Origin of the sequence: Tepidimonas sediminis (assembly GCF_007556605.1) — a bacterium.
Taxonomy (GTDB): domain Bacteria; phylum Pseudomonadota; class Gammaproteobacteria; order Burkholderiales; family Burkholderiaceae_C; genus Tepidimonas; species Tepidimonas sediminis.
On the sequence record NZ_VJND01000007.1, the window covers coordinates 105460 to 131589 of the forward strand.

Below are 26130 nucleotides of genomic sequence, written 5' to 3' on the forward strand. Positions count from 1 at the left end.
GGAAGACGGTCATTTTTGTGCGAAACTTCGTGACAAGCCGGCGCGTGCGCCGTACGCTTTCCCTGCCACCCGAGGAGACTGCACCATGTCCGACACCCCGCCCCTGCAATCCCCGCTGATCGCCCCGGACGCCGACCCGCAGGAAACGCGGGAGTGGCTGGAGGCGCTGGACGCGGTCATCGAGCGTGAAGGCCCGCAGCGCGCGCACTTCCTGCTGGAGCAGCTGCTGGAGGAGGCGCGCGAGCACAGCATCGACCTGCCGTTTTCCGCCACCACCGGCTACGTCAACACCATCGAACCGGACGAGGAGGAGCACAGCCCCGGCAACCTGGAACTGGAGGGCCGGCTGCGCGCCTACATGCGCTGGAACGCGATGGCCATGGTCGTCAAGGCCAACCGGCTGGAGTCACCCGATGGCAGCGAGCTGGGCGGGCACATCAGCTCGTTCCAGTCGCTGGCGCACCTGCTGGCCTGCGGGTTCAACCACTTCTGGCACGCGGATGACACCGACCAGGGCGGCACGCACGGCGGCGACCTGATCTACATCCAGGGCCACAGTGCGCCGGGCATCTACGCGCGCGCGTTCCTGGAGGGGCGCATCACCGAGGAGCAGCTGCTCAACTTCCGCCAGGAGGTGGAGGGCAAGGGGCTGTCCAGCTACCCCCACCCCAAGCTGATGCCGGAGTTCTGGCAGTTTCCGACCGTCAGCATGGGGCTGGGCCCGATCATGGGCATCTACCAGGCGCGCTTCCTGAAATACCTGCACGCGCGCGGGATTGCCGACACCAGCCGGCGCAAGGTGTGGGTGTTCTGCGGCGACGGCGAGATGGACGAGCCGGAGAGCATGGGCGCGATTGGACTCGCCGCGCGCGAGGGGCTGGACAACCTGATCTTCGTCGTCAACTGCAACCTGCAGCGCCTCGACGGCCCCGTGCGCGGCAACGGCAAGATCATCCAGGAGCTGGAGGGTGACTTCCGCGGCGCCGGCTGGAACGTCATCAAGCTGCTGTGGGGCAGCAACTGGGATCCGCTGCTGGCGCGCGACAAGGACGGCGTGCTGCGCCGCATCATGATGGAGACGCTCGACGGCGACTACCAGGCGTTCAAGGCCAACGACGGCGCCTACGTGCGCAAGCACTTCTTCGGCCGCCACCCGAAGGCGCTGGAGCTGGTGGCCAAGATGAGCGACGAGGACATCTGGGCGCTGCGCCGCGGCGGCCACGATGCCAACAAGGTGTACGCGGCGTTTCACCGCGCGTACCACCACAAGGGGCAGCCGACGGTGATCCTGGTCAAGACCGTCAAGGGCTACGGGATGGGCCGCGCCGGCGAAGGCAAGAACACCGCGCACCAGACCAAGAAGCTCACCGACGAGGACATCCGCTACTTCCGCGACCGCTTCAACATCCCGATTCCCGACAGCGAGCTGCCAAAGATTCCGTTCTACAAGCCGGCGGACGACACGCCGGAGATGAAATACCTGCACGAGCGGCGCAAGGCGCTGGGCGGCTACCTGCCCAAGCGGCGCACCAGGAGCGACGAGCAGTTCACCGTACCGGCGCTGGAGACCTTCCAGGCGCTGCTGGAGCCGACTCCGGCTGGGCGCGAGATCAGCACCACGCAGGCGTATGTGCGGTTCCTCACTCAGCTGCTGCGTGACAAGGCGCTGGGGCCGCGCGTGGTGCCGATCCTGGTGGACGAGGCGCGCACCTTCGGCATGGAGGGGCTGTTCCGCCAGATCGGCATCTACAACCCCAAGGGCCAGCTCTACACCCCGGTGGACAAGGATCAGGTGATGTACTACCGGGAGGACAAGGCCGGCCAGATCCTGCAGGAGGGCATCAACGAGGCGGGCGGGATGAGCTCGTGGATCGCCGCGGCGACGTCGTACTCGACGAACAACCGCATCATGATCCCGTTCTTCATCTACTACTCGATGTTCGGCTTCCAGCGCTTCGGCGACCTGGCCTGGGCCGCCGGCGACATGCAGGCACGCGGCTTCCTGCTCGGCGGCACGTCGGGGCGGACCACGCTCAACGGCGAGGGGCTGCAGCACCAGGACGGCCACAGCCACATGATCGCGGCCACCATCCCCAACTGCGTCAGCTACGACCCGACGTTTGCGCATGAGGTGGCCGTCATCCTGCACCATGGCTTGAAGCGCATGGTGGAGAAGCAGGACAACGTCTTCTTCTACGTCACGCTGCTGAACGAAAACTACGCCCACCCGGGGCTGAAGCCCGGCACCGAGGAGCAGATCATCCGCGGCATGTACCGGCTGCTGGAGGGGCCCGATCTGCCGCTGCGCGTGCAGCTGCTGGGCAGCGGCGCGATCCTGCGCGAGGCCATCGAGGCGCAGACGCTGCTGGCACGCGACTGGGGGGTGGCCGCCGACGTCTGGAGCTGCCCGAGCTTCACCGAGCTGGCGCGCGACGGACAGGACTGCGAGCGCTGGAACCTGCTGCACCCGACCGCCGAGCCGCGCGAGCCGTTCGTGGCGCAGCAGCTGGCGGCGCATCCGGGCCCGGTGGTGGCCTCGACCGACTACGTCAAGGCCTACGCCGAGCAGATCCGGCCGTTCCTGCCGAAGGGCCGCACCTACAAGGTGCTGGGCACCGACGGCTTCGGCCGCAGTGACTTCCGCTGGCGGCTGCGGCGCCACTTCGAGGTCGACCGGCACTACATCACGGTGGCGGCGCTCAAGGGGCTGGCGGAGGAGGGCGCCGTGCCGGCCAGCCGCGTGGCCGAGGCGATCGCCCGGTACGGCATCGACGCCGACAAGGTCAACCCGATGTTCGCCTGAGCCCGGCCGAGGAGACACGACATGGCAGTGGTCGAAATCAAGGTGCCGGACATCGGCGACTTCAAGGACGTGGCGGTGATCGAGGTGCTGGTCAAGCCGGGGGATGCGGTGGCGGTGGACCAGTCGCTGATCACGGTGGAGAGCGACAAGGCGTCGATGGAGATCCCGTCGAGCCACGCGGGGGTGGTGCGGGAGGTCAAGGTCAAGCTCGGCGACAAGGTGTCGGAGGGCTCGGTGATCGCGCTGCTGGAGGTGGCCGATGACGCGGCCGCCGCCGCGCCCGCCAGCCCCGCGCAGGGTCCGGCGACCGCGCCGGCTGCCGCTCCAGCCGTCGTGGCCCCTGCGCCGGCCCCGGCGGCGGTGGCGCCCGCGGCCACACCGACCGCGCCCGTGGCAACGTCCGTCACGCCGGTGCCGGTGGCGGCTCAGGTCGAGCCGCACGAGCCGACGCGGCCGCCGGTGGGGCTGCCGCATGCGTCGCCGGCGGTGCGCAAGTTCGCGCGCGAGCTGGGCGTGCCGCTGGCCGAGGTGCGCGGCAGCGGGCCCAAGGGCCGCATCACGATCGAGGACGTGCAGGCGTTCACCCGCGCGGTGATGCTTGGCCAGCAGCAGACCGAGGCGCAGAAAGCGCGTATCCCGGCCGCGCCGGCGGCGGGTGGCGACGGCGCGGCGCTGGGCCTGCTGCCGTGGCCGAAGGTCGACTTCGCCAGGTTCGGCCCCATCGAGCGCCAGGAGCTGCCGCGCATCAAGCGCATCAGCGGCGCCAACCTGATGCGCAACGCGGTGATGATCCCGGCGGTGACCAACCACGACGACGCCGACGTCACCGAGCTGGAGGCGTTCCGCCAGCAGCTCAACAGGGAACACGAGCGCGACGGCGTCAAGGTCACGATGCTGGCCTTCCTGATCAAGGCGTGCGTGGCGGCGCTGCAGAAGTTTCCGGAATTCAACAGCTCGCTGGACGTGGAGGGCGGCGGCGAAGCGCTGATCCTGAAGCGCTACTGGCACATCGGCTTTGCCACCGACACGCCCAACGGGTTGGTGGTGCCGGTGCTGAAGGATGCCGACCGCAAGGGCGTGCTGCAGATCGCGCGCGAGACCGCCGAACTGGCCAGGAAGGCGCGCGACGGCAAGCTCGGCCCCGCCGACATGAGCGGAGCCACCTTCACCATCTCCAGCCTCGGTGGCATCGGCGGGCGCTACTTCACGCCGATCATCAACGCGCCCGAGGTGGCGATCCTGGGCGTGTGCAAGGCGCGCTGGGAGCCGGTTTGGGACGGCAAGGCGTTCGTGCCGCGGCTGATGCTGCCGCTGTCGCTGACCTGGGATCACCGCGTCATCGACGGCGCGGCGGCGGCGCGCTTCAACGCCTATCTGGGCCAACTGCTGGCGGACTTCCGCCGCATCCTGCTGTGAAGGGGCCGTGCGCATGGCAACGATCGAAGTGAAGGTGCCGGACATCGGCGACTTCAAGGACGTGGCGGTGATCGAGGTGCTGGTCAAGCCGGGGGATGCGGTGGCGGTGGACCAGTCGCTGATCACGGTGGAGAGCGACAAGGCGTCGATGGAGATCCCGTCGAGCCATGCGGGGGTGATCCGGGAGCTCAAGGTCAAGCTCGGCGACAAGGTGTCGGAGGGCTCGGTGATCGCACTGCTGGAGGCGGCCGAGGATGCCGCAACCGCTGCGCCGGCCGGCCCGGCGTCCGCCGCAGCCACCCCGACGGCGGAGGGGCCGGTGGCGCCGGCCGCGACGGTGGAGCGGGGCAGCGCAGGAGTGTCCGCGGCCCCGGCCGCCGCGTGGCACGGCGCGGTCGACCACGAGTGCGACCTGCTGGTGCTCGGCGGCGGGCCGGGCGGTTACTCGGCGGCGTTCCGTGCCGCCGATCTGGGCCTGAAGGTCGTGCTGGTGGAGCGCTACGGCACGCTCGGGGGGGTGTGCCTCAACGTCGGCTGCATCCCGAGCAAGGCGCTGCTGAACGTGGCGGCGGTGATCGACGAGGCGCGCCATCTGGCCGACATCGGCGTGGTGTTCGGTGCGCCACAGGTCGACCTCGCGAAGTTGCGCGCGCACAAGCAGGCCGTCATCGGCAGGCTCACCGCCGGTCTGGCGGCGATGGCCAAGATGCGCAAGGTCACCGTGCTGCGCGGGGTGGGGCGGCTCGTCGGGCCGCACCACCTGGCGGTGGAGGAGACCACCGGCCTTGGAAAGGAGCGCACCGGGCGCCAGCAGGTGGTGGCGTTCCGGCGCGCCATCCTGGCCGCCGGCTCGCAGCCGGTGCGGCTGCCGTTCCTGCCGCAGGACGAGCGCGTCGTGGATTCCACCGGCGCGCTGGAGCTGGCGCGCGTGCCGCAGCGCATGCTGGTGATCGGCGGCGGCATCATCGGGCTGGAGATGGCCACGGTCTATTCGACGCTCGGCGCACGGCTGGAGGTGGTCGAGATGGCCGACGGCCTGATGCCCGGCGCCGACCGCGACCTCGTCAAGGTCTGGCAGAAGGTCAACGCGCACCGCTTCGACGCCATCCGGCTGCGCACGCGCACGGTGGCCGCCGAGGCCGCCGCCGACGGCATCCGCGTGACGTTCGAGGGCGCCGACGGGGCCCGTGCCGAGGGGGTGTACGACCTCGTGCTGCAGGCGGTGGGGAGGGTGCCGAACGGCCGCGCGATCGGCGCCGAGGCGGCCGGGCTGCCGGTCGACGAGCGCGGCTTCATCCGCGTGGACCGGCAGATGCGCACCGCGGTGCCGCATCTGTTCGCGATCGGCGACATCGTCGGCCAGCCGATGCTGGCGCACAAGGCCGTGCACGAGGGCCACGTGGCCGCCGAGGTCTGCGCCGGCGAGCTGCTCGGCGACGAGAAGCTGGCGCGCACCGCGTTCGACGCCCGCGTGATCCCGAGCGTGGCCTACACCGACCCCGAGATCGCCTGGGTGGGGCTGACCGAGGATCAGGCCCGCGCGCAGGGGATCGCCGTGCACAAGGGCCTGTTTCCGTGGTCGGCGTCGGGCCGCGCGATCGCCAACCGGCGCGACGAGGGCTTCACCAAGCTGCTGTTCGAGGAGGCCAGCGGGCGCCTCGTCGGCGGTGGCATCGTCGGCGTGCATGCCGGCGACATGATCGGCGAGGTGGCGCTGGCCATCGAGATGGGGGCCGACGCGGTGGACATCGGCCGCACCATCCACCCGCACCCGACGCTGGGCGAGACGATCGGGCTGGCGGCGGAGGCCGCACACGGCAGCTGCACCGACCTGCCGCCGCCGCGGCGCTGACGGGATGCGCGCCAGCCCCCGGTGTGGGCCGGCGCGCATCCGGGCATCGTGGCATGCCGATGAAGCGACGTTGACGCGCGTCAAGGTCGGCCTGCGGGGTTTCCCTAGGATGGCGCGGGAGGGTCGGTGGCGACCCTGGCATCCATCCCGGAGGAACCCATCATGAGCAAGGCTTGGCAGACGGCGCTGCGCCGCACGATCGTGGCGCTGGGCATGGGCATCGCGGCTTGGGGGGCGCAGGCCCAATCGACCGATCCGCTGGTGATCGGCGAGGTCATCGCGCGCGACCGCTGCGCGGTCTGCCATGGGCCGTGCGGGCAGAGCGTGGCGCCGAACTTTCCGCGCCTGGCCGGCCAAAACGCCCAGTACCTGGCGCGCCAGCTGCACGCGTTCGCGCGCGGCGAGCGCAAGGACACCGCCATGAGCGAGAAGGTCAAGGGCTTGAGCCCCAGCGACATCGAGGCGGTGGCCGAGTACTACGCACGCCAGAAGCCGGGCCACACCCCCAGCGGCGACGAGCTGCTGCTGGCGGTCGGACGCTACGTCTACGAGCGCGGCAACCGCCACACCGGGCTGCCGCCGTGCGCCACCTGCCACGGAGCGGGGGCGGCCGGCACCACCGAGCTGCCGCGCCTGGCGGGCCAGCACCCACAGTACATCATCCGCCAGGTGCAGGCCTTCAAGGAGCGCAGCGGCAACCGCGACAGCGCGATCATGCGCGTGATGTCGCACCGCCTGAACGACCTGGAGCTGGAGGCGGTGGCCGCCTACCTCGGCAACCTGAAGTGAATCGAGGCCTTGGGCCGGCCTCAGGAGCGGGGCGCCCGCCGGCGCCCGCCAAGCGCAGGCCGGACGGCGGTGGCCAGGCAGGGCGGGGTGCGGCGGGGATGGACCTCAACCCTCGCCGCCGTCGCTGGCGGCCAAGCCGCCCATCACCTTGCTGAAGCCGCCGTCGACGTAGATCACCTCGGCGCTGATGCCGGCCGCCAGGTCGCTGAGCAGGAACGCCGCCGTGTGGCCGACGTCGTCGATCGTGACGTTGCGCCGGATCGGGGCGTTGTGTTCCACCACGCTCAGAATCTTGCCGAAGCCCTTGATGCCGCTGGCGGCCAGCGTCTTGATCGGCCCGGCGGAAATCGCATTGACGCGCCAGCCGCGGCGGCGGCTGCCGAGCGATTCGGCCAGGTAGCGCACGCTGGCCTCCAGGCTGGCCTTGGCCAGCCCCATCGTGTTGTAGGCCGGCACCATGCGCTCGCTGCCGAGGTAGGTCAGCGTCAGCAGCGCGGCGCCGTCGTTCAGATACGGCAGCGCCGCCTTGGCCATGGCCGGAAAGCTGTAGGCGCTGATCTCGTGCGCGGTGCGGTAGGCCTCGCGCGACAGGCCGTCGAGGAAGTCGCCGGCGATGGCCTCGCGCGGCGCGTAGCCGATGCTGTGCACGAAGCCGTCGAAGGTCGGCCAGTGCGCCGACAGTTCCTTGAACAGCCGCTCGATGTTGGCGTCGTCGGAGACGTCGCACTCGAACACGAGGCTGGAGCCGAACTCGGCGGCGAATTCCGTGATGCGGTCCTTGAAGCGCTCCCCGACGTAGCTGAAGGCCAGTTCCGCCCCCTGCGCGCGGCAGGCGCGCGCGATGCCGTAGGCGATCGAGCGGTTGGACAGTACCCCGGTGATCAGCAGCCTCTTGCCAGCCAGAAAGCCCATCGTTCGTGCTCCTCGTGGTGCATTCAAAATCCTGCAGAATTGTCGCATGCGCGCTCCGGCTCCCTCGGCAAGCTCCACGCCCGCCCGCGGCCGCGGCGCCGCGGCGCCGGTGAGGGCCACGGCCGGGTCCTGCGCCCGCGGATGGCGGGCCGCCGCCGCGCGCAGCCTCGTCGCCGTGCTGCTGACGCTAACGGCACCGGCCTGGGCCGCGCACGGCTACGCGCTGTGGGGGCACCTGAAATACCCGCCGGGCTTTGCGCACTTTGACTACGTCAACCCGGACGCGCCCAAGGGCGGCGAGCTGCGGCTGGTCAGCAACCTGCGCACCTCCACGTTCGACAAGTACAACCCGTTCACGCTGCGCGGCAGCGCGCCGGCCTACCTGTCGGACCTGCTGTTTGACAGTTTGCTGGCCGGCGCAGCCGACGAGGTCGGCGCCGCCTATGGGCTGCTGGCCGAGGACGTGCAGGTGGCGCCGGACCGGCTGAGCGCCACCTTCCGCCTGCGGCGCGAGGCGCGCTTCCACCACGGCAAGCCGGTGCAGGCCGAGGACGTGCGCCACACGTTCGAGACGCTGCTCGGGCCGCACACCTCGCCGGTGTACAAGACGATCCTGGCCGATCTGGACGGCGTGGACGTGCTGGATGCGCGCACGGTGCGCTTCCGCTTCAAGCGTCCGAACCGCGAGCTGCCGCTGACGGTGGGCGGCATCCCGATCTTCAGCCGCGACTGGGGCGTGGATCCGGTCACGGGCCGGCGCAAGCCGTTCAACGAGGTGGTGATGGAGGTGCCGATCGGCAGCGGGCCGTACCGCATCGGGCCGGTCAAGTTCGGCAAGGACATTACCTACGTGCGCGATCCCGACTACTGGGCGCGCGACCTGCCGGTACGGCGCGGCACGTTCAACTTCGACCGCATCACCGTCAAGATCTACAAGGACAACACCGCGCGGCTGGAGGCGCTCAAGGCCGGCGAGTTCGACCTGATGCGCTTCTTTTCCGCCGGCGACTGGGCGCGGCGCGTCAAGGGCCGGCGCTTCGACAGCGGCGAGCTGGTCAAGGCCGAATTCCGCCACCGTCTGCCGACGGGCTTTCAGAGCTACGTGCTCAACACGCGCCGGCCGCCGCTGGACGACCGGCGCGTGCGCCAGGCGCTGGCGCTGGCGCTGGACTTCGAGTGGATGAACGAGCGGCTGTTCTACGGCAGCTACGAGCGCGTGCGCGGGCTGTTCGGCAACACCGCCTGCGCCGCGCAGGGCGAGCCGGACGCGGCGCAGCGCCGGCTGCTGGAGCCGTGGCGCGCGCAGCTGCCGCCGGAGGTGTTCGGGCCGATGCACGAGCCGCCGGTGGCCGGCACGCCGGAGCGGCTGCGCGCCAACCTGCGCCAGGCGCAGGCGCTGCTGCGCCAGGCCGGCTGGACCTTCCGCGACGGCGCGCTGCGCAACGCGAGGGGCGAGCCGCTGGTGCTGGAGTATCTGGACAGCAACGAGGCTGGCGCCCGTGTCGTCACCGCATGGGCGCGCAACCTGGCGCGCCTGGGCGTGGAGCTGCGCTTTAGGCCGGTGGACTTTGCGCTGTACCAGCAGCGGCTGCGCACCTTCGACTTCGACATCGTCAGCCTCGCCTTCGGCGGCACGCACAGCCCCGGCGCGGAATACGCCGACCTGTTCGGCAGCGAGGCGGCGCGCACGCCCGATTCGGGCAACTTCACGGGGCTGGCCAACCCGGCGGTGGACGATCTGATCGCGCGCATGGTGCGCGCCGAGCGCGAGGAGGAGTTCCTCGCCGCGTGCCGGGCGCTGGACCGCGCGGTGGCGCACCTGCAGGTGCTGATCCCGCAGTGGTCGGCGCCGACGCACCGCATGGCCTACAACGCCTGGCGGCTGGCGCATCCGGCGCAGATGCCGCCGTACGCCAGCGGCGAGGGCTGGGCGATCGAGACCTGGTGGGCGCGCCAGCCGCCGGGGCCGGCCCGTTGAGCAAGGGGACACGCCGATGTGGGGCTACATCCTCAAGCGCCTGCTGCTGATGGTGCCGACGCTGCTGGGCGTGCTGCTGGTGACGTTCGTCGTCATCCAGTTCGTCCCCGGCGGGCCGGTGGAGCAGTACCTGGCCGAGGCGCGCGCGGGGCTGGGCCACGGTTCGGAAGGGGCGGGCTTCTACCGCGGCGGGCAGGGCGTCGATCCGAAGCGGCTGGAGGAGATCAGGGCGCTCTACGGCTTCGACAAGCCGGCGCACGAGCGTTTCTGGCAGATGCTGGTGCAGTTCGCGCGCTTCGACCTCGGCCAGAGTTTCTTCCAGAACAAGCCGGTGGCGCAGCTGATCTGGGAGAAGCTGCCGGTGTCGATGAGCCTGGGGCTGTGGACGTTCGTGATCAGCTACGCGGTGGCGGTGCCGCTGGGCATCGCCAAGGCGGTGCGCGCCGGCAGCCGCTTCGACCTCGTGACCTCGATCCTGGTGCTGGTGGCCTACGCGATCCCGGGATTCGTGCTCGGGGTGGCGCTGCTGGTGATCTTCGGCGGGCAGCTGCAGTGGTTTCCGCTGCGCGGGCTGGTCAGCGACCACTGGGCGGAGCTGTCGTGGCCGGCGCGCATCGTCGATTACCTCTGGCACATCACGCTGCCGGTGCTGGCGATGGTGCTGGGCAGCTTCGCCGTCACGACGATGCTGACCAAGAACGCCGTGCTGGAGGAGATCCGCAAGCAGTACGTGCTGGTGGCGCGCGCCAAGGGGCTGGACGAGCGCACCATCCTGTGGAAGCACGTGCTGCGCAACGCGCTGATTCCGATCGTGACCGGCTTTCCGGCGGCCTTCGTCGGCGCGTTCTTCACCGGCAGCCTGCTGATCGAGACGCTGTTCTCGCTCGACGGGCTGGGACTGCTGAGCTACGAGAGCGTGATCCGGCGCGACTATCCGGTGGTGCTGGGCACCCTCTACCTGTTCACGCTGATCGGGCTGGTGACCAAGCTGATCAGTGACCTGTGCTACGTCTGGGTGGATCCGCGTGTCAAGTTCGACTGAAGCCACGACCGCGACGCTGAGCCCCGCCCGGCGCGCGTGGCGGCGCTTCCGGCGCAACCGGCTCGGGTTCGGCAGTCTGCTCGTCTTCGTGACGCTGGTGTTGCTGAGCCTGGCGGCGGAGCTGGTCTCCAACGACCGGCCGCTGGTGGTGCGCTACGAGGGGCAGTGGTATTGGCCGCTGTGGCGCGACTACCCCGAGACCACCTTCGGCGGCGACTTCGAGACGCCCACCGACTACCTCGACCCCTACGTGCGCCAGCGCCTGACGAGCGCTGGCAACTGGGCGCTGTACCCGCCGAACCCCTACGGCCCCAAGGCGCTGAACTACTGGGCGCCGGGGCCGCACCCGGCGCCTCCGAGCCGCGCCAACCTGCTCGGCACCGACGACCGCGGGCGCGACCTGCTGGCGCAGCTGATCTACGGCTTTCGCTTAAGCGTCCTGTTCGCGCTGGCGCTGACCGCGATCGGCGTGGTGCTGGGGGTGCTGGCCGGCGCGGTGCAGGGCTACTTCGGCGGGCGCATCGATCTCACGCTGCAGCGGCTGATCGAGATCTGGTCGTCGATGCCGGAGCTGTACCTGCTGATCATCTTCAGCGCGATCTTCGCGCCGAGTGTCGCCCTGCTGCTGGTGCTGCTCAGCCTCTTTGGCTGGATGGGGCTGGCCGACTACGTGCGTGCGGAGTTCCTGCGCAACCGCCAGCTCGACTACGTGCGCGCAGCGCGCGCGCTGGGGCTGTCGCATGCGGCCATCATCTGGCGCCACATCCTGCCCAACAGCTTGACGCCGGTGGTGACGTTCCTGCCGTTTCGCATGAGCGCGGCGATCCTGGCGCTGACGTCGCTGGATTTTCTCGGGCTGGGGGTGCCGCCGGGCACGCCGAGCCTGGGCGAGCTGCTGGCGCAGGGCAAGGCCAACATCGACGCCTGGTGGATCTCGCTGTCGACCTTCGGCGTGCTGGTGCTGACGCTGACGCTGCTGACCTTCATGGGCGATGCGCTGCGCGACGCGCTCGACCCGCGCAAGCAGGACTGAGGCGATGACGACCACGACGCCCAACGACCCGACGCCGCTGCTGGAGGTGCGCGATCTGCGCGTGGCCTTCGGGGCGCACGAGGTGGTGCGTGGCGTGTCGCTGCAGGTGCGCGCCGGCGAGAAGGTGGCGCTGGTGGGCGAATCCGGCAGCGGCAAAACGGTGACGGCGCTGTCGCTGCTGCGGCTGCTGCCGCAGGCGCGGCTGAGCGGCACGGTGCGGCTGGACGGCGAGGAGCTGCTGACCGCCCCGGAGCGCCGCCTGCGCGCGCTGCGCGGCGATGCGGTGGCCTACATCTTCCAGGAGCCGATGACGGCGCTCAACGCCCTTTATCCGATCGGTGAGCAGATCGCCGAGGTGCTGCGCGCCAAGCGCGGGCTGCCGAAGGGCCAGGCGTGGGCGCAGGCCGAGGCCGCGCTGGCGCAGGTCGGCATCGACGAGCCGGCGCGCCGCGCGCGCCAGTATCCGCACCAGCTGAGCGGCGGGCAGCGCCAGCGCGCGATGATCGCGATGGCGCTGGCCCTGCAGCCGCGCCTGCTGGTGGCCGATGAGCCGACCACCGCGCTGGATGCGAGCCTGCGCGTGCAGGTGCTGGAGCTGCTCGGCGAGCTGCAGCGCCGCCTGGGCCTGGCGGTGCTGCTGATCACGCATGATCTGCCGCTGGTGCGGCGGTTTGCCGACCGTGTCGCCGTGATGCAGGACGGCACGGTGGTCGAGGACGGCTCGGTGGCCGAGGTGTTCGCGGCGCCGCGCCACCCGTACACGCGGCGTCTGCTGGCCAGCCGCCCGGTGCGCGACGTCACCGAGCTGCGTGCGCCGGCCCCCGACGATGAACCGGTGCTGACGCTGCACGACGTGCGCGTGACCTACCCCGTGCCGCTGCCAGGGCTGCGCGGTTGGTTTCGGCGCGGCCGTTTCGAGGCGCTGCAGGGCGTTGCGGCCGTGCTGCGCGCCGGGCGGACGCTGGCGGTGCTGGGGGAATCCGGCAGCGGCAAGACGACGCTGGCGCTGGCGGCGCTCGGCCTGCAGCCGGCACAGGGTCGCATCGAGGTGGCCGGCCAACCGTGGCGCGGCGACGCGCGCGACCGTGCGCTGCGGCGGCAGATCCAGGTGGTGTTTCAGGATCCGTTCTCCTCGCTGTCGCCGCGGCTGACGCTGGAGCAGATCGTCGAGGAGGGCTTGCGCGTGCACGCGCCGCAGCTGGATGCGACCGCGCGGCGCGCGCGCGTGGTGCAGGCGCTGCACGACGTCGGCCTGCTGCCGCCACACGCCGGCCCCGAGGAGCTTGCCGCCTGGCTGCAGCGCTATCCGCACGCGTTTTCCGGCGGGCAGCGCCAGCGCATTGCGCTGGCGCGCGCGCTGATCGTCGAGCCGCGCGTGCTGGTGCTGGATGAGCCGACCAGCGCGCTGGACGTGACGGTGCAGCAGCAAGTGCTGCAGCTGCTGCGGCGGCTGCAGCGGCAGCGCCGCTTGGCGTACCTGCTGATCACGCACGACGTCGAGGTCGTGGCGGCGCTGGCGCACGAGGTGCTGGTGATGCGCCGCGGGCGGGTGGTGGAGGCCGGACCCGCCGAACGCGTGCTGGCCGAGCCGCGCGAGGCGACGACGCGCGCGCTGCTGGCCAGCAGCGGCTGGTCGCCGCCGGGCTGAGCAACCGTCGTCGGAAGGTCGGCCCGATCCACGCCAGCGGTTGTGGTCCAATTCGATCTGGCGCGCCGTGCGAGCCGCGGCCGCGCGCATCCGGACCACGACGAGGAGACCCGCCCGATGACCCAGCCTGTCGACGCCCAGGCCGACCCCGCCGCCGTTACCCTCGACGCGCGCTCGCCGCTGCGCTGGCTCGCGCTTGGTTGGCGCGACTATCGCGCCAATCCGTTGCCGGGATTGCTGCACGGCGGGCTGATGGCGCTGTTCGGGCTGATTCTGTTGCTGGCGCTGCGCGATCATTTCTGGCTGCTTGCCGGGGCCTTCTCCGGCTTCCTGATCATCGCGCCGATCCTGGCCTCGGGGCTGTACGCGGTCAGCTGGTACCTGGAGCGCGGTCAGAAGGTGTGCTGCCAGGAGGTGATGGCGCTGTGGGCCTCCGGCGACCGGCGGCTGGTGGCCTTCGGGCTGCTGCTGGCGCTGGCCGGCACCGGCTGGGTGCTGACGTCGGCGGCCCTGATCACGCTGTGGGCACCGGTGCCGATCGAGCGCCCGGCCGACTTCGTGCGCCACGTGATGCTGGCGCCGGACCTGGGTCTGTTCGAGGTCTGGCTGCTGCTGGGAGCGTGGCTGGCCGCGCCGGTGTTCGCCTCCAGCGTGATGGCGTTGCCGATGCTGGTGGACACGCCGACGCCGCTGTGGCGCGCGGTCGGCGAGAGCTGGCGCGCGGTCGGTGCCCGCCCGGGGGTGATGGCCGCCTGGGCGGTCTGCATCGCCGTGCTGGTGGCACTCGGGATGGCCCTGGCGATGGTGGGGCTGGTGGTGGTGGTGCCGGTGCTGGCCTACGCCAGCTGGCACGCGTACCGGGATTTCGAGCGGGCCGGGCTGATCGAGCCGGTGCGCGCGCAGAGGGCATGATGGAAGGATCGCTGTTCGGTTATTCGGAGGCGCAGATCGCGCAGTTCGGCCTGACGTTCGGCGTCGGCGCCTTCATCCTGTACATGCTGTTCATCGTGTTCAACCTGGCGCGCGAATCCAAGGCCGGCAAGTTCGGCACCTTCATCCTGTTTCTGGTGCTGTCGCTGGGCATGCTCGGCTTCATCGCCAAAAATGTGATTCAATGGATCATCGGCCTGTGATCCGGGCCCCGAGGTCGACCAGGATGTCACAAGCGGGCGGCGGCCCGCAGGGAGTACGCGCATGGCACCGGGCAGCCACTTCACGATCCCGGGACTCAACACCGACGAGACGTACCGCACCGGCGAGCGAACCGTGCGTGTTGCGGTGGAGGGCTGGAACGAGCGTGTCGTCGAGGGGGCGCTGCTCGATTTCCAGAGCGGCAGCGGCATCAAGGTGCTGCCGGACGGTCACGCGAAGGCGCTCGCCCTGCGCTTCAACCAGATCAAGCGGCTGCGCTTCGCCCCGACGGAACCGGTGACGGCGCCGGCTTCCGGCTTTGCCGACGAAGCCCTGCAGACGTTCGCCGTCCAGCTGCGCGACGGCTCGGTCTACGCCGGACACTGCCACGGCTGCCGCCGTACCCCCGACGGGCTGTGGGTGTTTCCGAAGGTCGCCGCCGAGGGTGACCCGCAGCGCGTGTTCATTCCGCGCAGCGCGATCACCAACTACCAGGTGCAGCGGGGCGACGGCGGGCTGCTGGTCGACAGCGACTTCGGGGCGACGCTCTGGCAGGAGGGGGAGGAAACCCCCGTCGAGGCACTCCGCACCAATCCCCCGGCACCGCCGGTGGCCACACTGGATCAGCTGCAGGAGGCACTCAGGCGCCAGGCCACGCTCAAGCCGGTGCCGATCGGCGAGGCGCTGCTGGGCCTGGGCAAGATTACGCCGGACCAGCTCGCCGCCGCGCTGCAACGGCAGAAGAGCACCGGCACACCGCTGGGGCAGACGCTGGTCGAGATGGGCCTGATCCAGCCCGCGGACCTGCAGGTGGCGCTGGCGCGCAAGATGGGCTACCCGTTCGTCGACGTGCGGCGCTACCCGGTCGACCCCGCGGCGCTGCGGCTGGTGCCGCTGGCGCTGGCCACCCGGCTGCGCGTGCTGCCGATCGCGCTGGTGGGCGGCGCGCTCGTCGTCGCGATGGCCGACCCGCTGCAGTTCAAGGCGATCGACGAGCTCGAGTTCACCGCGCAGCGCAAGGTGCTGCCGGTGGTGGGCACGGCCGCCGACCTGCAGGCCCGCATCGGTGAAGCCTACCGCCAGGTCGGGCTGGCCGACGGCCCCGCGGCGCCGGAGATGCCCGCGGGCGGCGCGCCCGAGGTGGAGGCTTGGCAGCTGGCGGCGGCGCTGGCGGTGGAGCCGGCAGGCGACGGCGCCGAGGAGCGGCCGATCGAGCAGTCCGACAACACGCTGGTCAAGCTGGTCAACACGATGATCGTGGAGGCTTTCCACCAGCGTGCCTCCGACATCCACATCGAGCCGTACCCGGGGCGCGACAAGGTCGTGATCCGGTTCCGTGTCGATGGCGAGATGCGCCCGTACCTGGAGCTGCCATCGAGCTACCGCAACGCGCTGGTGGCGCGCATCAAGGTGATGTGCGACCTCGACATCGCCGAGAGGCGCAAGCCGCAGGACGGCAAGATCCACTTCAAGCGCTTCGGCGGCCTGCCGATCGAGCTGCGCGTGGCCACCATCCCCACCGCCCACGGTCTGGAGGATGTGGTGATGCGCATCCTGCAGTCGTCGGCGACGCTGCCGCTCCATGGCCTGCACCTGAGCGCGCGCAACCTGGCGGCGATCGAGCACATCCTGGAGCGGCCCTATGGGCTTTTCCTGTGTGCCGGCCCGACCGGCTCGGGCAAGACCACGACGCTGCACGCCGCGCTGCAGCGCCTCAACACCCCCAACCGCAAGATCTGGACGGCCGAGGACCCGGTCGAGATCACGCAGCGCGGGCTGCGCCAGATCCAGGTCAATCCGAAGATCGGCTGGACGTTCGCCAACGCGCTGCGCGCGCTGCTGCGGGCCGACCCGGACGTCATCATGGTGGGCGAGATTCGCGACCCGGAGACGGCCGAGATGGCCATCGAGGCGTCGCTGACCGGCCATTTCGTGATGTCGACGCTGCACACCAATTCGGCGGCCGAGACGGTGCTGCGCCTGCACGACCTCGGTGTCGATCCGTTTTCGTTCGCCGACTCGCTGCAGGGGATCTTGGCGCAGCGACTGGTGCGGCGCGTCTGCCCGGCCTGTGTGCAGCACGAGCCGCTGAGCCCGGCGCGGCTGGCCGAGCTGCGGCGCGACTACCAGGCGCAGCTGCCGCCGGACCACCCGCTGCGCGACGATGCCGCCCTGGAGGCGCACTGGCGCGAGCACTTCAGCCGCGACGGCGCGCTGATGATCTCGCACGCGCCGGGTTGTGCCGAATGCGGCCAGACCGGCTACCGCGGCCGCCTGGCGCTGCACGAGCTGTTGGCCGTCACGCCGGCGGTGCGCCAGCTGGTGCAGACGCGTGCGCAGCCGGCGCAGATCCAGGCCCAGGGCATCCATGACGGCATGCGCACCCTGCGTCAGGATGGCATCGAAAAGGTGCTGATGGGGCTGACGACCCTGGCCGAGGTGCGGGCCTCCAGCAACCTGTGACGCGACCCGGGCGCCGCTCCCAGGGGGCCAGGAACCGCCCGGCCGCTTCCAGCCGCCTCAGCAGCCGCGCGTGATCGGCATCTCCACCTCCGGTGCGCGCACCAGGTGCTTGGCCAGCTCCAGCTTGGCGATGGCGTTGCGGTGCACCTCGTCCGGCCCGTCCGCCAGCCGCAGCGTGCGCTGGTTGGCGTAGCTGCGCGCCAGCGGCGTGACCTGCGACACGCCGGCGCCCCCGTAGGCCTGGATCGCCCAGTCCAGCACCTGGCAGGCGACGTTGGGCGCCACGACCTTGATCATCGCGATCTCGGCGCGCGCGGCCTTGTTGCCCACCGTGTCCATCATGTAGGCGGCCTTGAGCACCAGCAGTCGGGCCTGCTCGATCATGCAGCGCGCCTCCGCGATGCGCTCCTGCCAGACGGTCTGCGCGGCGATCGGCTGGCCGAAGGCGACGCGCTCGTTGAGCCGGCGACACATCAGCTCCAGCGCGCGCTCGGCCGCGCCGATCGAGCGCATGCAGTGGTGGATGCGCCCGGGGCCGAGGCGCCCCTGCGCGATCTCGAAGCCGCGCCCTTCGCCGAGCAGGATGTGGTCGGCCGGCACGCGCACGTCCTTCAGTTCGATCTCCATGTGGCCGTGCGGCGCGTCGTCGTAGCCGAACACCGACAGCGCCCGCACGACGCGGATGCCGGGCGTGTCCGCGGGCACCACGATCATCGACTGCTGCGCGTGGCGCGGCGCGTCGGGGTTGGTCTTGCCCATCACGATGTAGACCGCGCAGCGCGGATCGCCCGCGCCGGAGGACCACCACTTGCGTCCGTTGATGACGTAGTGGTCGCCGTCGCGCTCGATGCGGCACTGGATGTTGGTGGCGTCCGAGGAGGCCACCTCCGGCTCGGTCATCAGGAAGGCCGAGCGGATCTCGCCGCGCAGCAGCGGCTCCAGCCAGCGGTCCTTGAGCGCCTCGCTGGCGTAGCGCTCCAGCGTCTCCATGTTGCCGGTGTCGGGGGCGGAGCAGTTGAACACCTCCGCCGCCCACGGCACGCGGCCCATGATCTCGCACAGCGGCGCGTACTCGAGGTTGCTCAGGCCCTCTGGTGCGCGCGGGGAGTTCGGCAGAAACAGGTTCCACAGGCCCGCGGCGCGCGCCTTGGGCTTGAGCTCCTCGATCAGGCGCGTGGGCTGCCAGGGGTTGCCGGCGGCACGGTTGGCGGCCACCTCCTCCTCGTAGCGTTCCTCATTGGGGTAGACGTGCTCCTCCATGAACGCCAGCAGGCGCTCGCGCAGGGCCTGCACGCGGGGGCTGTAGGCGAAGTCCATCGCGGTTCTCCGAGGGGTGGGTCGTGGGGGATCAGCCGAGCCGCTGCGCGAAGCGCCACGCCAGCTGCGCCATCGGACGGGCGCCCGCGGCGGCTGCGCGCGCCTGGGTGCTGGAGGCGGTGCCGAGCTCGATGCGCTTGGCGATGCCCTGCAGGATGGCGGCGAGCCGGAACGCGTTGTAGGCGAGGAAGAACGGCCAGGCACGCCGCAGCTCGCCCGGCTGCACGAGGCCGGTGGCGGCGCAGTAGCGCGCGATCGTGTCGTCCTCATCCGGGATGCCCAGCGCCGCCCAGTCCAGCCCGGCGATGCCGCGGAACGTTCCCGGCTCGATGTGCCACGTCAGGCAGTGGTAGCTGAAGTCCGCCAGTGGATGCCCGAGCGTGGCCAGCTCCCAGTCCAGCACCGCCACGATGCGCGGCTCCGTGGGGTGGAACATCAGGTTGTCGAGCCGGTAGTCGCCATGCACGATGCTGACGAGCCGTTCGTCGCGTGCCAGCTCCGGCAGGTGGCCGGGCAGCCATGCCATCAGCCGCTCCATCTCGGGGATGGGCTCGGTGATGGAGGCCTCATACTGCTTGCTCCAGCGCGCGATCTGGCGCTCGAAGTAGTTGCCCGGACGGCCGAAATCGGCCAGACCGACCGCCTGAACGTCGACGCGGTGCAGCGCGGCCAGCACGCGCGTCATCTCGACGTAATGGGCGCGGCGCTCCTGCGGCGTCATGCCGGGCAGCGACTGGTCCCACAGCACGCGGCCTTCTACGTGTTCCATGACGTAGAACGCGCGGCCGATGACGCCCTCGTCCTCGCACAGCGCCAGCATGCGCGGCACCGGCACCTGGCTGCCGGCCAGCGCCTGCATGACGCGGAATTCGCGCTCGATGGCGTGCGCCGAGGGCAGCAGCCGTGCCGCGGGCCCGGGCTTGGTGCGCATCACGTAGGTGCGCTGCGGGGTACTCAGCCGGTAGGTGGGGTTGGACTGCCCGCCGGCGAACTTCTCGATGGCCAGCGGCCCGGCGAAGCCGGGCAGATGCGCCTGCAGCCACGCCTGCAGCGCGGCGGTGTCGATGGCGTGGTGCGGCGGGGAAGGGGTCTCGGCGTTCATGCGGCGATCCGTGACGGACACGGCCGCCCGGCCGTGCCCCGCTTCAGGGTTCGGATTCGACGATGCGCATCAGGGCCGCGCGATCGCGCACCACCAGGCCGCCCGGCTCGATGCGGATGGCGCCCTCGCGCTCCATCGTCTTGAGCTCCTGGTTGACGCGCTGGCGCGAGGCTCCGAGCAGCTGGGCCAGCTCCTCCTGCGCCAGCTGCAGGCCGATGCGTGTCTCCTGTCCGTTGGCCAGGCACGGCACCCCGTAGGAGCGGCACAGGTGCAGCAGCTGCTTGGCCAGCCGCGCGCGCAGGGGCAGGGTGTTGAGATCCTCCACCAGGCCGAACAGCGTGCGGATGCGCCGCGCATGCAGCCGCAGCAGCGCTTCGTACAGCTCGACGTGCTGATCCAGGATCTTGCGGAAGTCGCTGCGCGCCACGCACAGCAGGGTCGTGGCGCCATGGGCGTAGGCGTCGTGCGTGCGGGCGTCGCCATCGAACATCGCCACGTCGCCGAACCACACGCCCGGCTCCACGTAGGTCAGCGTGATCTGCTTGCCGGTGATGGAGGTGGAGCTGACGCGCACGGCGCCCTTGGCCACCGCGCTCCAGAAGGCAGGCGGGTCGCCGCGGGCGCAGATCAGGTCGCCGTCCTGGTAACGTTTGACGAAGGCGCATCGCAGGATGTCGTGCCGCAGCGAGGGCGAAAGGCTCGAAAACCAGCGTCCGTGGTTGATCGCCTCGCGTTCCTCCATTGTCAGCATCGGCTCGTCGAGCGGCTGTCGTATGAGCGACTGGATGTTCATGCCCATGCGGTCGTCTCCTCGTGTGGACCGGCGGCAGCGTCAGCGGTATTGCGGGACGCGCTTGTCCAGGAAGGCCTGGATGCCCTCGCCGGCGTTGGGGTGATGCAGATTGCGCACGAAATGGTCGCGTTCCTCACGCAGCAGGCGCGCCAGTCCGTGCTCCGGCGCATCGTTGGCCAGCGCCTTGATGCTGGCCAGCGCGTTGGGGGCCTTGGCGTTGAGCCGCTCGGCCAGCGCCAGTGCGTCCGTCAGCGCCGCGCCCGGGGCGCTGACCGCGGTGACGAGGCCGAGCTGGTGCAGCCGCTCGGCGCCGACGCGCTCGCCCAGCATCAGCAGCTGCAGCGCGGTGGCGCGCGGCAGCTGGCGCAGCAGGCTCCAGGTGGCGCCGCCGTCGGGCGACAGCGCGACGTTGACGTAGGCCATCACGAACACCGCGTCGCGCGCGGCGACCAGCAGGTCGCACGCCAGCGCCAGCGAAAACCCCGCCCCGGCGCAGGCGCCCTCCACTGCGGCGATGACGGGCTTGGGGAAACTGCGGATCGCCTCGATCCAGCTGTGCAGCGCCTCGATGCTGTCGGCCTGCACCTCGGGCGGCTGCTGCCGGTTGGCCAGCAGCCGCTGCAGGTTGCCGCCGGCGCAGAAGGTGCCGCCGTCGCCGGTGACGATGACGCTGCGCACCTCGGCGTTGCGCTCGGCGGCGATCAGCGCCTCGATGCCGGCGACGTAGATCTCCGGCGCCAGCGCGTTGCGCTGCTCGGGGTTGTGGATCGTCAGCACCAGCGTGCCGCCGTGGCTGTGGCTCTTGAGCGTGGCGGTCATCTCGTCATTCCTCGGGGTGCAGCAGGCTCAGCCCCAGCGCGCCGCGGCGGCGCAGCCACGGCGAGGGGCGGTAGCGCGGGTCGCCGTAGACGGTCTGCAGGTTGAACAGGATCTCCAGCACGCTGGCGGCGCCGACGCGGTCGCCCATCGCCAGCGGCCCGGCCGGGTAGCCCAGGCCCAGTGTGACGGCGGTCTCCAAGTCGCCGGGCGTGCAGATGCCCTGCTGGCAGATGTCGGCGGCGATGTTGACGATGGTGGCCACCACGCGCTGCGTGACGAAGCCGCCGCTGTCGCGGATGACGCTGACCGGCTTGCCGTCACGCGCGAACAGCGCGTGCGCGGCGGCGCGCATGTCGTGGCGCGTGGCCGGGTTGGTGGCCAGCACGCGGCGCTTGACGGCGCCATCGGGCAGCAGCATGTCGAGGCCGACGGTGCGCCCGGGGTCGAGCCGCTCCACCGCCGCCACCGTCGTGACGTCGTGGCCGAGCGGCGCCACCACGATCAGCGCGCGCTCCGAGGGCTGGGCGGCGGTCTCGATCGTCGCGCCCAGGTCCTTCAGCAGCTGCAGCAGCTCGGCGCGGCGCGCGGCGCCGGGCGACACCCACACCGGCGGCAGCGCCTCCACCACCGGCGCGGGCGGCTCCGGCGGCACCTGCACCTGCCCATCGACGTAGCGGTAAAACCCCTCGCCGACCTTGCGCCCGACCACGCCGCCGGCCAGCCGCTGCGCCGCGATCACGCTCGGGCGAAAGCGCGGCTCCTCGTAGTACTGGTGGTAGATCGACTCCATCACCGGCTGCGAGACGTCCAGCGCCGTCAGGTCCAGCAGCTCGAACGGCCCGAGGCGAAAACCCATCTGGTCCTTCAGGATACGGTCGATGGTGGCGAAGTCGGCCACGCGCTCGCCGGCGATGCGCAGCGCCTCGGTGATGTAGCCGCGCCCCGCGTGGTTGACGATGAAGCCCGGCGTGTCCTGCGCCAGTACCGGGGTGTGCCCCATCTCGCGCGCGAAGGCGGCCAGGCGCTGCACGACGCCGGCGTCGGTCTTCAGCCCGGCCACCACCTCGACCACCTTCATCAGCGGCACCGGGTTGAAGAAATGGAAGCCCGCCAGCCGCTGCGGGGCGCGCAGCCGGCTGCCGATCGCCGTCACCGACAGCGACGAGGTGTTGGTGGCCAGCACCGCGTCCGGGCCGACGATGTCTTCGAGCTGGCGGAACAGGTCTTGCTTGACATCCAACCGCTCGACGATGGCTTCGATGACGAGGTCGCAGCCCGCCAGCGCCTCCACGCCCGCCGCCGGCACCAGCCGCTGCAGGCACGCGGCGGCGTCATCCGCGGTCATGCGGCCCTTGGCCACCAGCTTGTCCCAGGTGTCGCGCAGGGCGGCGCGGGCGGCCTCGACGGCAGCTGGTTGCGCGTCCACCAGGTGCACGGTGCTGCCGGCCTGCGCGGCAATCTGGGCGATGCCGCGCCCCATGGCGCCGGTGCCCACGAGGCCGATGTTGCGAAAAGTGAGACGTTGCGCGACGTCGGACATGGTGTTCCTCTGCATTCCTCTGCGTGAATCCGGGTGGCTGTGACAGAATCGACGTCATCTGCGCGACCCTGTCCCATGAGCCCGAAGGATAACCGCACGCTCCCCACCGCCGTGATGGCCGCCGTGCTGCTGGCTGGCGCCATCCCGGCGGGGGCGCAGTCGCTGGGCGCGGCCAAGGGGGCGGTGTTCATCGGTCGGCCGCTGGACGTCGTGGTGGCCAGCACCGTCGAGGGCGACGATGCGGCGGCCCTGTGTGCCGAGGCGCGCGTGCGCTATGGCGAGACGTCGCTGGCGGCCAGCGACGTCGCGCTCAGTGTCGTGCGCGACGATCCGCGCGGTCCCGGCCTGCGCGTGCGCACCCGCACGCCGGTGGACGAGCCGTTCGTCACCGTGGAGGTGCGCGTCGGCTGCCAAGGCTCGCTGACGCGCAGCTATACGCTGCTGGCGGATCTGGAGCCGCCACGGCCGGCGGCGCCGGTGGCGTCGTCGACGCCAGTGGCCTCCGCCCCCGCAACGCCGGCCTCATCCTCGTCTTCTGCGCCAGCCAGCGCACCGGGGCTGGTGCCCGCCGCGGCAACGGCGCCTTTGCCCCCGGAGACGCCGGTGCGGCTGACGCCGCCGGCCAGCCGTCCGCCCGGCGTGGCGCGACTGGCGGCCAAGACGCGCCCGGTGGCGGTGGCGCAGGGCGGCACGCGGTCCGCGGGCACGGTGCAGGCGGCCCCGGCGCCAGCGGCCGCACCGCCCGCCGGGCCGCGCCTGAAGCTGGAGCCGGTGGACCTGGCGGCGCCAGCCCCCAACCCGGCGGAGACGGCACAGGCACCAGCCGGTGCGATGGCGCCCCCGACGGCCCCTGACGGCGCCACCGAAGGCGCCGCCGCGCCGCTGCAGCAGGAGCTGGAGCGGCTGCGCGCCGAGCAGCAGCGTCTGCTGATGGCGGTGGAGACACTCAACCGTGAACTGGGACAGGCGCGCGCCGAGGCTGCGCCGCCGGGCTGGTTGCCGTGGGCCGTGGCGGCCTTGGCATCGCTGCTGGCCGCGGCCGGCTGGCTGCGCAACCGCGGCGGGGCAGGTCGCGCCGCCACACCGTGGTGGCAGCCCCGCACCGCGGCCCAGCCGGGCTCGCAGCCGGCGGCAGCCTCCCCCGAGACACCACCGCCGATGCCGGTGGCTCCACCGGTGTCCGCCAGTCCGCCGGCCCCGCCGGCGGCGGCCGAGCCCGTGGCGGACGAAACCGTCATCCTCGCGCGCGACAGCCTGTTGGAGCGCGAGCTCGAGGGGGCCGCCGCGCCCGTGCACGCCGCTTCCCTGACGGGGGTCGACGTCGCCGATGCGCACGACAGCGCGTTTGAGCCGGCGCCGGTGGCGGCGCTGGATCTGGCGGCGCTGCACGAGCTGTGGGAGCGCGTCGACTTCTTCGAGGATCTGGGACAGATCGCCGATGCGGTGGCGGCGCTGCGCAGCTTCGTGCTGGCCCATCCGCGCGCCAGCGAAGCCCCGTACCTGCGCTGGTGGCGGCTGGCCAGCGAGCACGGGCTGGACGCGCGGCTGGCACAGGCCACCTACGAGCAGCATTACCACCGTCTGCTGCAGGGCGACGGCCGGCGCGGCACGCTGCTGGACGATGCGGCCCTGCTGCAGCGGCTGCAGGCCGAATGGCCCGGTCAGCAGGCGCGCGCCACCGTGGAGCAGGCCCTGGCCTCGCAGCCGGATGCCGAGGGCCAGGCGCTGCTGGCGGTGCGCTCGCTGGCGGCGTTCGACGACCTGATCACGCTGCACGGTGTGCTCGATCTGTTGCCGCTGTTGCCGTTGACCGAAGCCGACCCGGCCGCGCCGGCCGCAGCCCCCAAGGCGGATGACCACGTCATCGAATTCGACCTGAGCGGCTGGACGCTGCCGCCGGCGCCGCCGCCGGCCGCGGCGCGCTGAGACGGTTCAGCGCCGCACGTGCAGGGCGCCCGGGTTGACGATGTTGGTGGGCGTGCCCTTGATGTAGTTGACGACGTTGTCGAACGCGGCGGAGAAATACTTCTCGTAGCTGTCGAGCTCGACGAAGCCGATGTGCGGCGTGCAGATGCAGTTTTCCAGCCGCAGCAGGGCATGGCCCTGCAGGATCGGCTCGTTCTCGAACACGTCGACGGCCGCCATGCCGGGCCGGCCGCGGTTGAGCGCGGCCACCAGCGCGTCCGGCTCGATCAGCTCGGCGCGTGCGGTGTTGACCAGCAGCGCGGTGGGCTTCATGGTGGCCAGATCGTCGAAGCGCACGCAGCTGCGTGTTGCGTCGGTCAAGCGCAGGTGCAGGCTCAGCACGTCGCTGTCGGCGAACAGCGTGGCCTTGTCCGGCGCCACCTCGAAGCCGTCGGCGGCGGCCTGCGCACGGCTGGCCTCGCGCCCCCAGACGAGCACGCGCATGCCGAACGCCCGCCCGTAGCCCGCCACCAGCCGGCCGATGCGCCCGTAGCCCCAGATGCCCAGCGTGCGGCCGCGCAGCACCATGCCCAGGCCGAAGTTGGGCGGCATCGCGGCGGCCTTCAGCCCCGACTGCTGCCAGGCGCCATGCTTCAGGTTGGCCACGTAGTGCGGGATGCGGCGCATCGCCGCCATGATCAGCGCCCAGGTCAGCTCGGCCGGCGCCACCGGGTCGCCGACACCCTCGGCCACCGCCACCCCATGCTCGGTGCAGGCCTGCACGTCGATGTGCGGCCCCACCGAGCCGGTCTGCGCGATCAGTTTCAGGCGCGGCAGCCGCTCCAGCAGCTGACGGGTGATCGCGGTGCGCTCACGGATCAGCACGACGATGTCGGCGTCGCGCAGCCGCACCGCCAGCTGCCCGACCCCCTTGACGTTGTTGGTGTAGACCTTGGCGGGGTAGGGGTCGAGCTTGCGCGCGCAGGCCAGCTTGCGCACGGCGTCCTGGTAATCGTCGAGGATCACGATGTTCATGGCCGGCATTGTGCCCGCTGTCGCCTGCGTGGCCGCAAGGTCAGCGCGCATCGCCTACCATCACGCGATGGCCGCTTCGTCGATCACCGCCACCACCGCTGCGGGGCAGCCGGCCGCGCCCTGGCGCCAGGATGCGCGGGTCATCGGGCTGGTAGGGCTGGCGCACGCCACGTCGCACTTTTCCCACCTGCTGCTGGCGCCGCTGTTTCCGATCTTCATGCGCGAGTTCGGCCTGACCTATTCGCAGGTCGGGCTGCTGACCAGCGTCTTCTTCGTCATCTCCGGCGTCGGGCAGGCGCTGTCGGGCTTCCTGGTGGATCGTGTCGGCGCGCGCCCGGTGCTGTTTGCGGCGATCGCCTGCTTCGTCGGCTCGGCGCTGGCGGCGGCCACCGCGCAGGGCTGGTGGGGGCTGTTGCTGGCGGCGGTGCTGGCCGGCGTGGGCAACGCGCCGTTTCACCCGGTGGATTTCTCGATCCTGAACCAGCGCGTCTCGCCGCCGCGGCTGGGCTACGCCTTCAGCGTGCACGGGCTGACCGGCAACCTCGGCTGGGC

General features: G+C 71.3%; 20 protein-coding genes. 13 read left to right on the forward strand and 7 right to left on the reverse strand.

Going from position 1 to position 26130, the window contains the following annotated elements; genetic code table 11:
- Positions 1-85 precede the first annotated feature (85 nt).
- From aceE to Tsedi_RS07135, 4 genes are all read left to right on the forward strand, one after another.
- Positions 86-2803 carry a pyruvate dehydrogenase (acetyl-transferring), homodimeric type gene (gene aceE, locus Tsedi_RS07120; RefSeq protein ID WP_143895072.1) on the forward strand — a complete coding sequence of 906 codons (2718 nt, stop codon included), beginning with the start codon at positions 86-88 and terminating at the stop codon, positions 2801-2803.
- Positions 2804-2824: 21 nt separating this feature from the next.
- A complete protein-coding gene (gene aceF, locus Tsedi_RS07125) occupies positions 2825-4219 on the forward strand; it encodes a dihydrolipoyllysine-residue acetyltransferase (protein WP_143895074.1) in 1395 nt (464 codons plus the stop codon).
- A gap of 13 nt (positions 4220-4232) precedes the next feature.
- On the forward strand, positions 4233-6071 hold the full coding sequence (lpdA, locus tag Tsedi_RS07130) for a dihydrolipoyl dehydrogenase (RefSeq protein ID WP_143895076.1): 1839 nt from the start codon (positions 4233-4235) through the stop codon (positions 6069-6071).
- Positions 6072-6233: 162 nt separating this feature from the next.
- Positions 6234-6860 carry a c-type cytochrome gene (locus Tsedi_RS07135; RefSeq protein ID WP_143895078.1) on the forward strand — a complete coding sequence of 209 codons (627 nt, stop codon included), beginning with the start codon at positions 6234-6236 and terminating at the stop codon, positions 6858-6860.
- 105 nt (positions 6861-6965) lie between these two features.
- Here Tsedi_RS07135 and fabI read toward each other — a convergent pair whose 3' ends face one another.
- Positions 6966-7772 (reverse strand): enoyl-ACP reductase FabI, encoded by an 807-nt coding sequence (fabI, locus tag Tsedi_RS07140; protein WP_143895080.1) that lies wholly within the window; start codon positions 7770-7772, stop codon positions 6966-6968.
- 46 nt (positions 7773-7818) lie between these two features.
- Between fabI and Tsedi_RS07145 the strand changes: the two genes are divergently transcribed.
- From Tsedi_RS07145 to Tsedi_RS07175, 7 genes are all read left to right on the forward strand, one after another.
- A complete protein-coding gene (locus Tsedi_RS07145) occupies positions 7819-9750 on the forward strand; it encodes an extracellular solute-binding protein (RefSeq protein ID WP_143895082.1) in 1932 nt (643 codons plus the stop codon).
- A gap of 16 nt (positions 9751-9766) precedes the next feature.
- Positions 9767-10792, forward strand: coding sequence for a microcin C ABC transporter permease YejB (locus tag Tsedi_RS07150; RefSeq protein WP_143895084.1), 1026 nt, complete (start codon positions 9767-9769; stop codon positions 10790-10792).
- Positions 10776-11825 (forward strand): ABC transporter permease, encoded by a 1050-nt coding sequence (locus Tsedi_RS07155; RefSeq protein WP_143895086.1) that lies wholly within the window; start codon positions 10776-10778, stop codon positions 11823-11825. The genes Tsedi_RS07150 and Tsedi_RS07155 overlap by 17 nt, the downstream gene beginning before the upstream one ends.
- Before the next feature lie 4 nt (positions 11826-11829).
- The gene (locus tag Tsedi_RS07160; protein ID WP_143895088.1) at positions 11830-13473 is read left to right on the forward strand and encodes an ABC transporter ATP-binding protein; all 1644 of its coding nucleotides are present in this window, start codon (positions 11830-11832) and stop codon (positions 13471-13473) included.
- Positions 13474-13590: 117 nt separating this feature from the next.
- A complete protein-coding gene (locus Tsedi_RS07165) occupies positions 13591-14385 on the forward strand; it encodes a DUF2189 domain-containing protein (protein ID WP_143895090.1) in 795 nt (264 codons plus the stop codon).
- Entirely contained in the window at positions 14385-14606 is a 222-nt protein-coding gene (locus Tsedi_RS07170) for a DUF2788 domain-containing protein (protein ID WP_143895130.1), read from the forward strand. Before Tsedi_RS07165 ends, Tsedi_RS07170 begins: the two co-directional genes overlap by 1 nt.
- 61 nt (positions 14607-14667) lie before the next feature.
- Complete coding sequence (locus Tsedi_RS07175) at positions 14668-17067, forward strand: GspE/PulE family protein (RefSeq protein ID WP_143895092.1); 2400 nt, start codon at positions 14668-14670, stop codon at positions 17065-17067.
- Positions 17068-17124: 57 nt separating this feature from the next.
- On the opposite strand, the gene Tsedi_RS07180 is transcribed toward Tsedi_RS07175, so the two are convergent.
- Genes Tsedi_RS07180 through Tsedi_RS07200 form a run of 5 tightly spaced genes read right to left on the reverse strand, consistent with a single transcriptional unit; the run spans position 17125 to position 22638 of the window.
- Entirely contained in the window at positions 17125-18384 is a 1260-nt protein-coding gene (locus Tsedi_RS07180; RefSeq protein WP_143895094.1) for an acyl-CoA dehydrogenase family protein, read from the reverse strand.
- Between the two features lie 31 nt (positions 18385-18415).
- Positions 18416-19486, reverse strand: a complete 1071-nt coding sequence (locus tag Tsedi_RS07185) for a phosphotransferase family protein (RefSeq protein WP_143895096.1) — start codon at positions 19484-19486, stop codon at positions 18416-18418.
- Between the two features lie 43 nt (positions 19487-19529).
- A complete protein-coding gene (locus Tsedi_RS07190; protein WP_246099210.1) occupies positions 19530-20285 on the reverse strand; it encodes a Crp/Fnr family transcriptional regulator in 756 nt (251 codons plus the stop codon).
- A gap of 33 nt (positions 20286-20318) precedes the next feature.
- Positions 20319-21098 carry an oxepin-CoA hydrolase, alternative type gene (locus Tsedi_RS07195; protein ID WP_143895098.1) on the reverse strand — a complete coding sequence of 260 codons (780 nt, stop codon included), beginning with the start codon at positions 21096-21098 and terminating at the stop codon, positions 20319-20321.
- A 4-nt stretch (positions 21099-21102) separates the two neighbouring features.
- Positions 21103-22638, reverse strand: a complete 1536-nt coding sequence (locus Tsedi_RS07200) for a 3-hydroxyacyl-CoA dehydrogenase (protein WP_143895100.1) — start codon at positions 22636-22638, stop codon at positions 21103-21105.
- A gap of 75 nt (positions 22639-22713) precedes the next feature.
- Between Tsedi_RS07200 and Tsedi_RS07205 the strand changes: the two genes are divergently transcribed.
- Positions 22714-24564: a hypothetical protein gene (locus tag Tsedi_RS07205; RefSeq protein ID WP_143895102.1), complete on the forward strand. Its 1851-nt coding sequence runs from the start codon at positions 22714-22716 to the stop codon at positions 24562-24564.
- Positions 24565-24570: 6 nt separating this feature from the next.
- Here Tsedi_RS07205 and Tsedi_RS07210 read toward each other — a convergent pair whose 3' ends face one another.
- Positions 24571-25578, reverse strand: a complete 1008-nt coding sequence (locus Tsedi_RS07210) for a D-2-hydroxyacid dehydrogenase family protein (RefSeq protein ID WP_143895104.1) — start codon at positions 25576-25578, stop codon at positions 24571-24573.
- Between the two features lie 67 nt (positions 25579-25645).
- Between Tsedi_RS07210 and Tsedi_RS07215 the strand changes: the two genes are divergently transcribed.
- The coding region (locus Tsedi_RS07215; protein WP_143895106.1) for an MFS transporter at positions 25646-26130 on the forward strand (485 nt) is incomplete at its 3' end.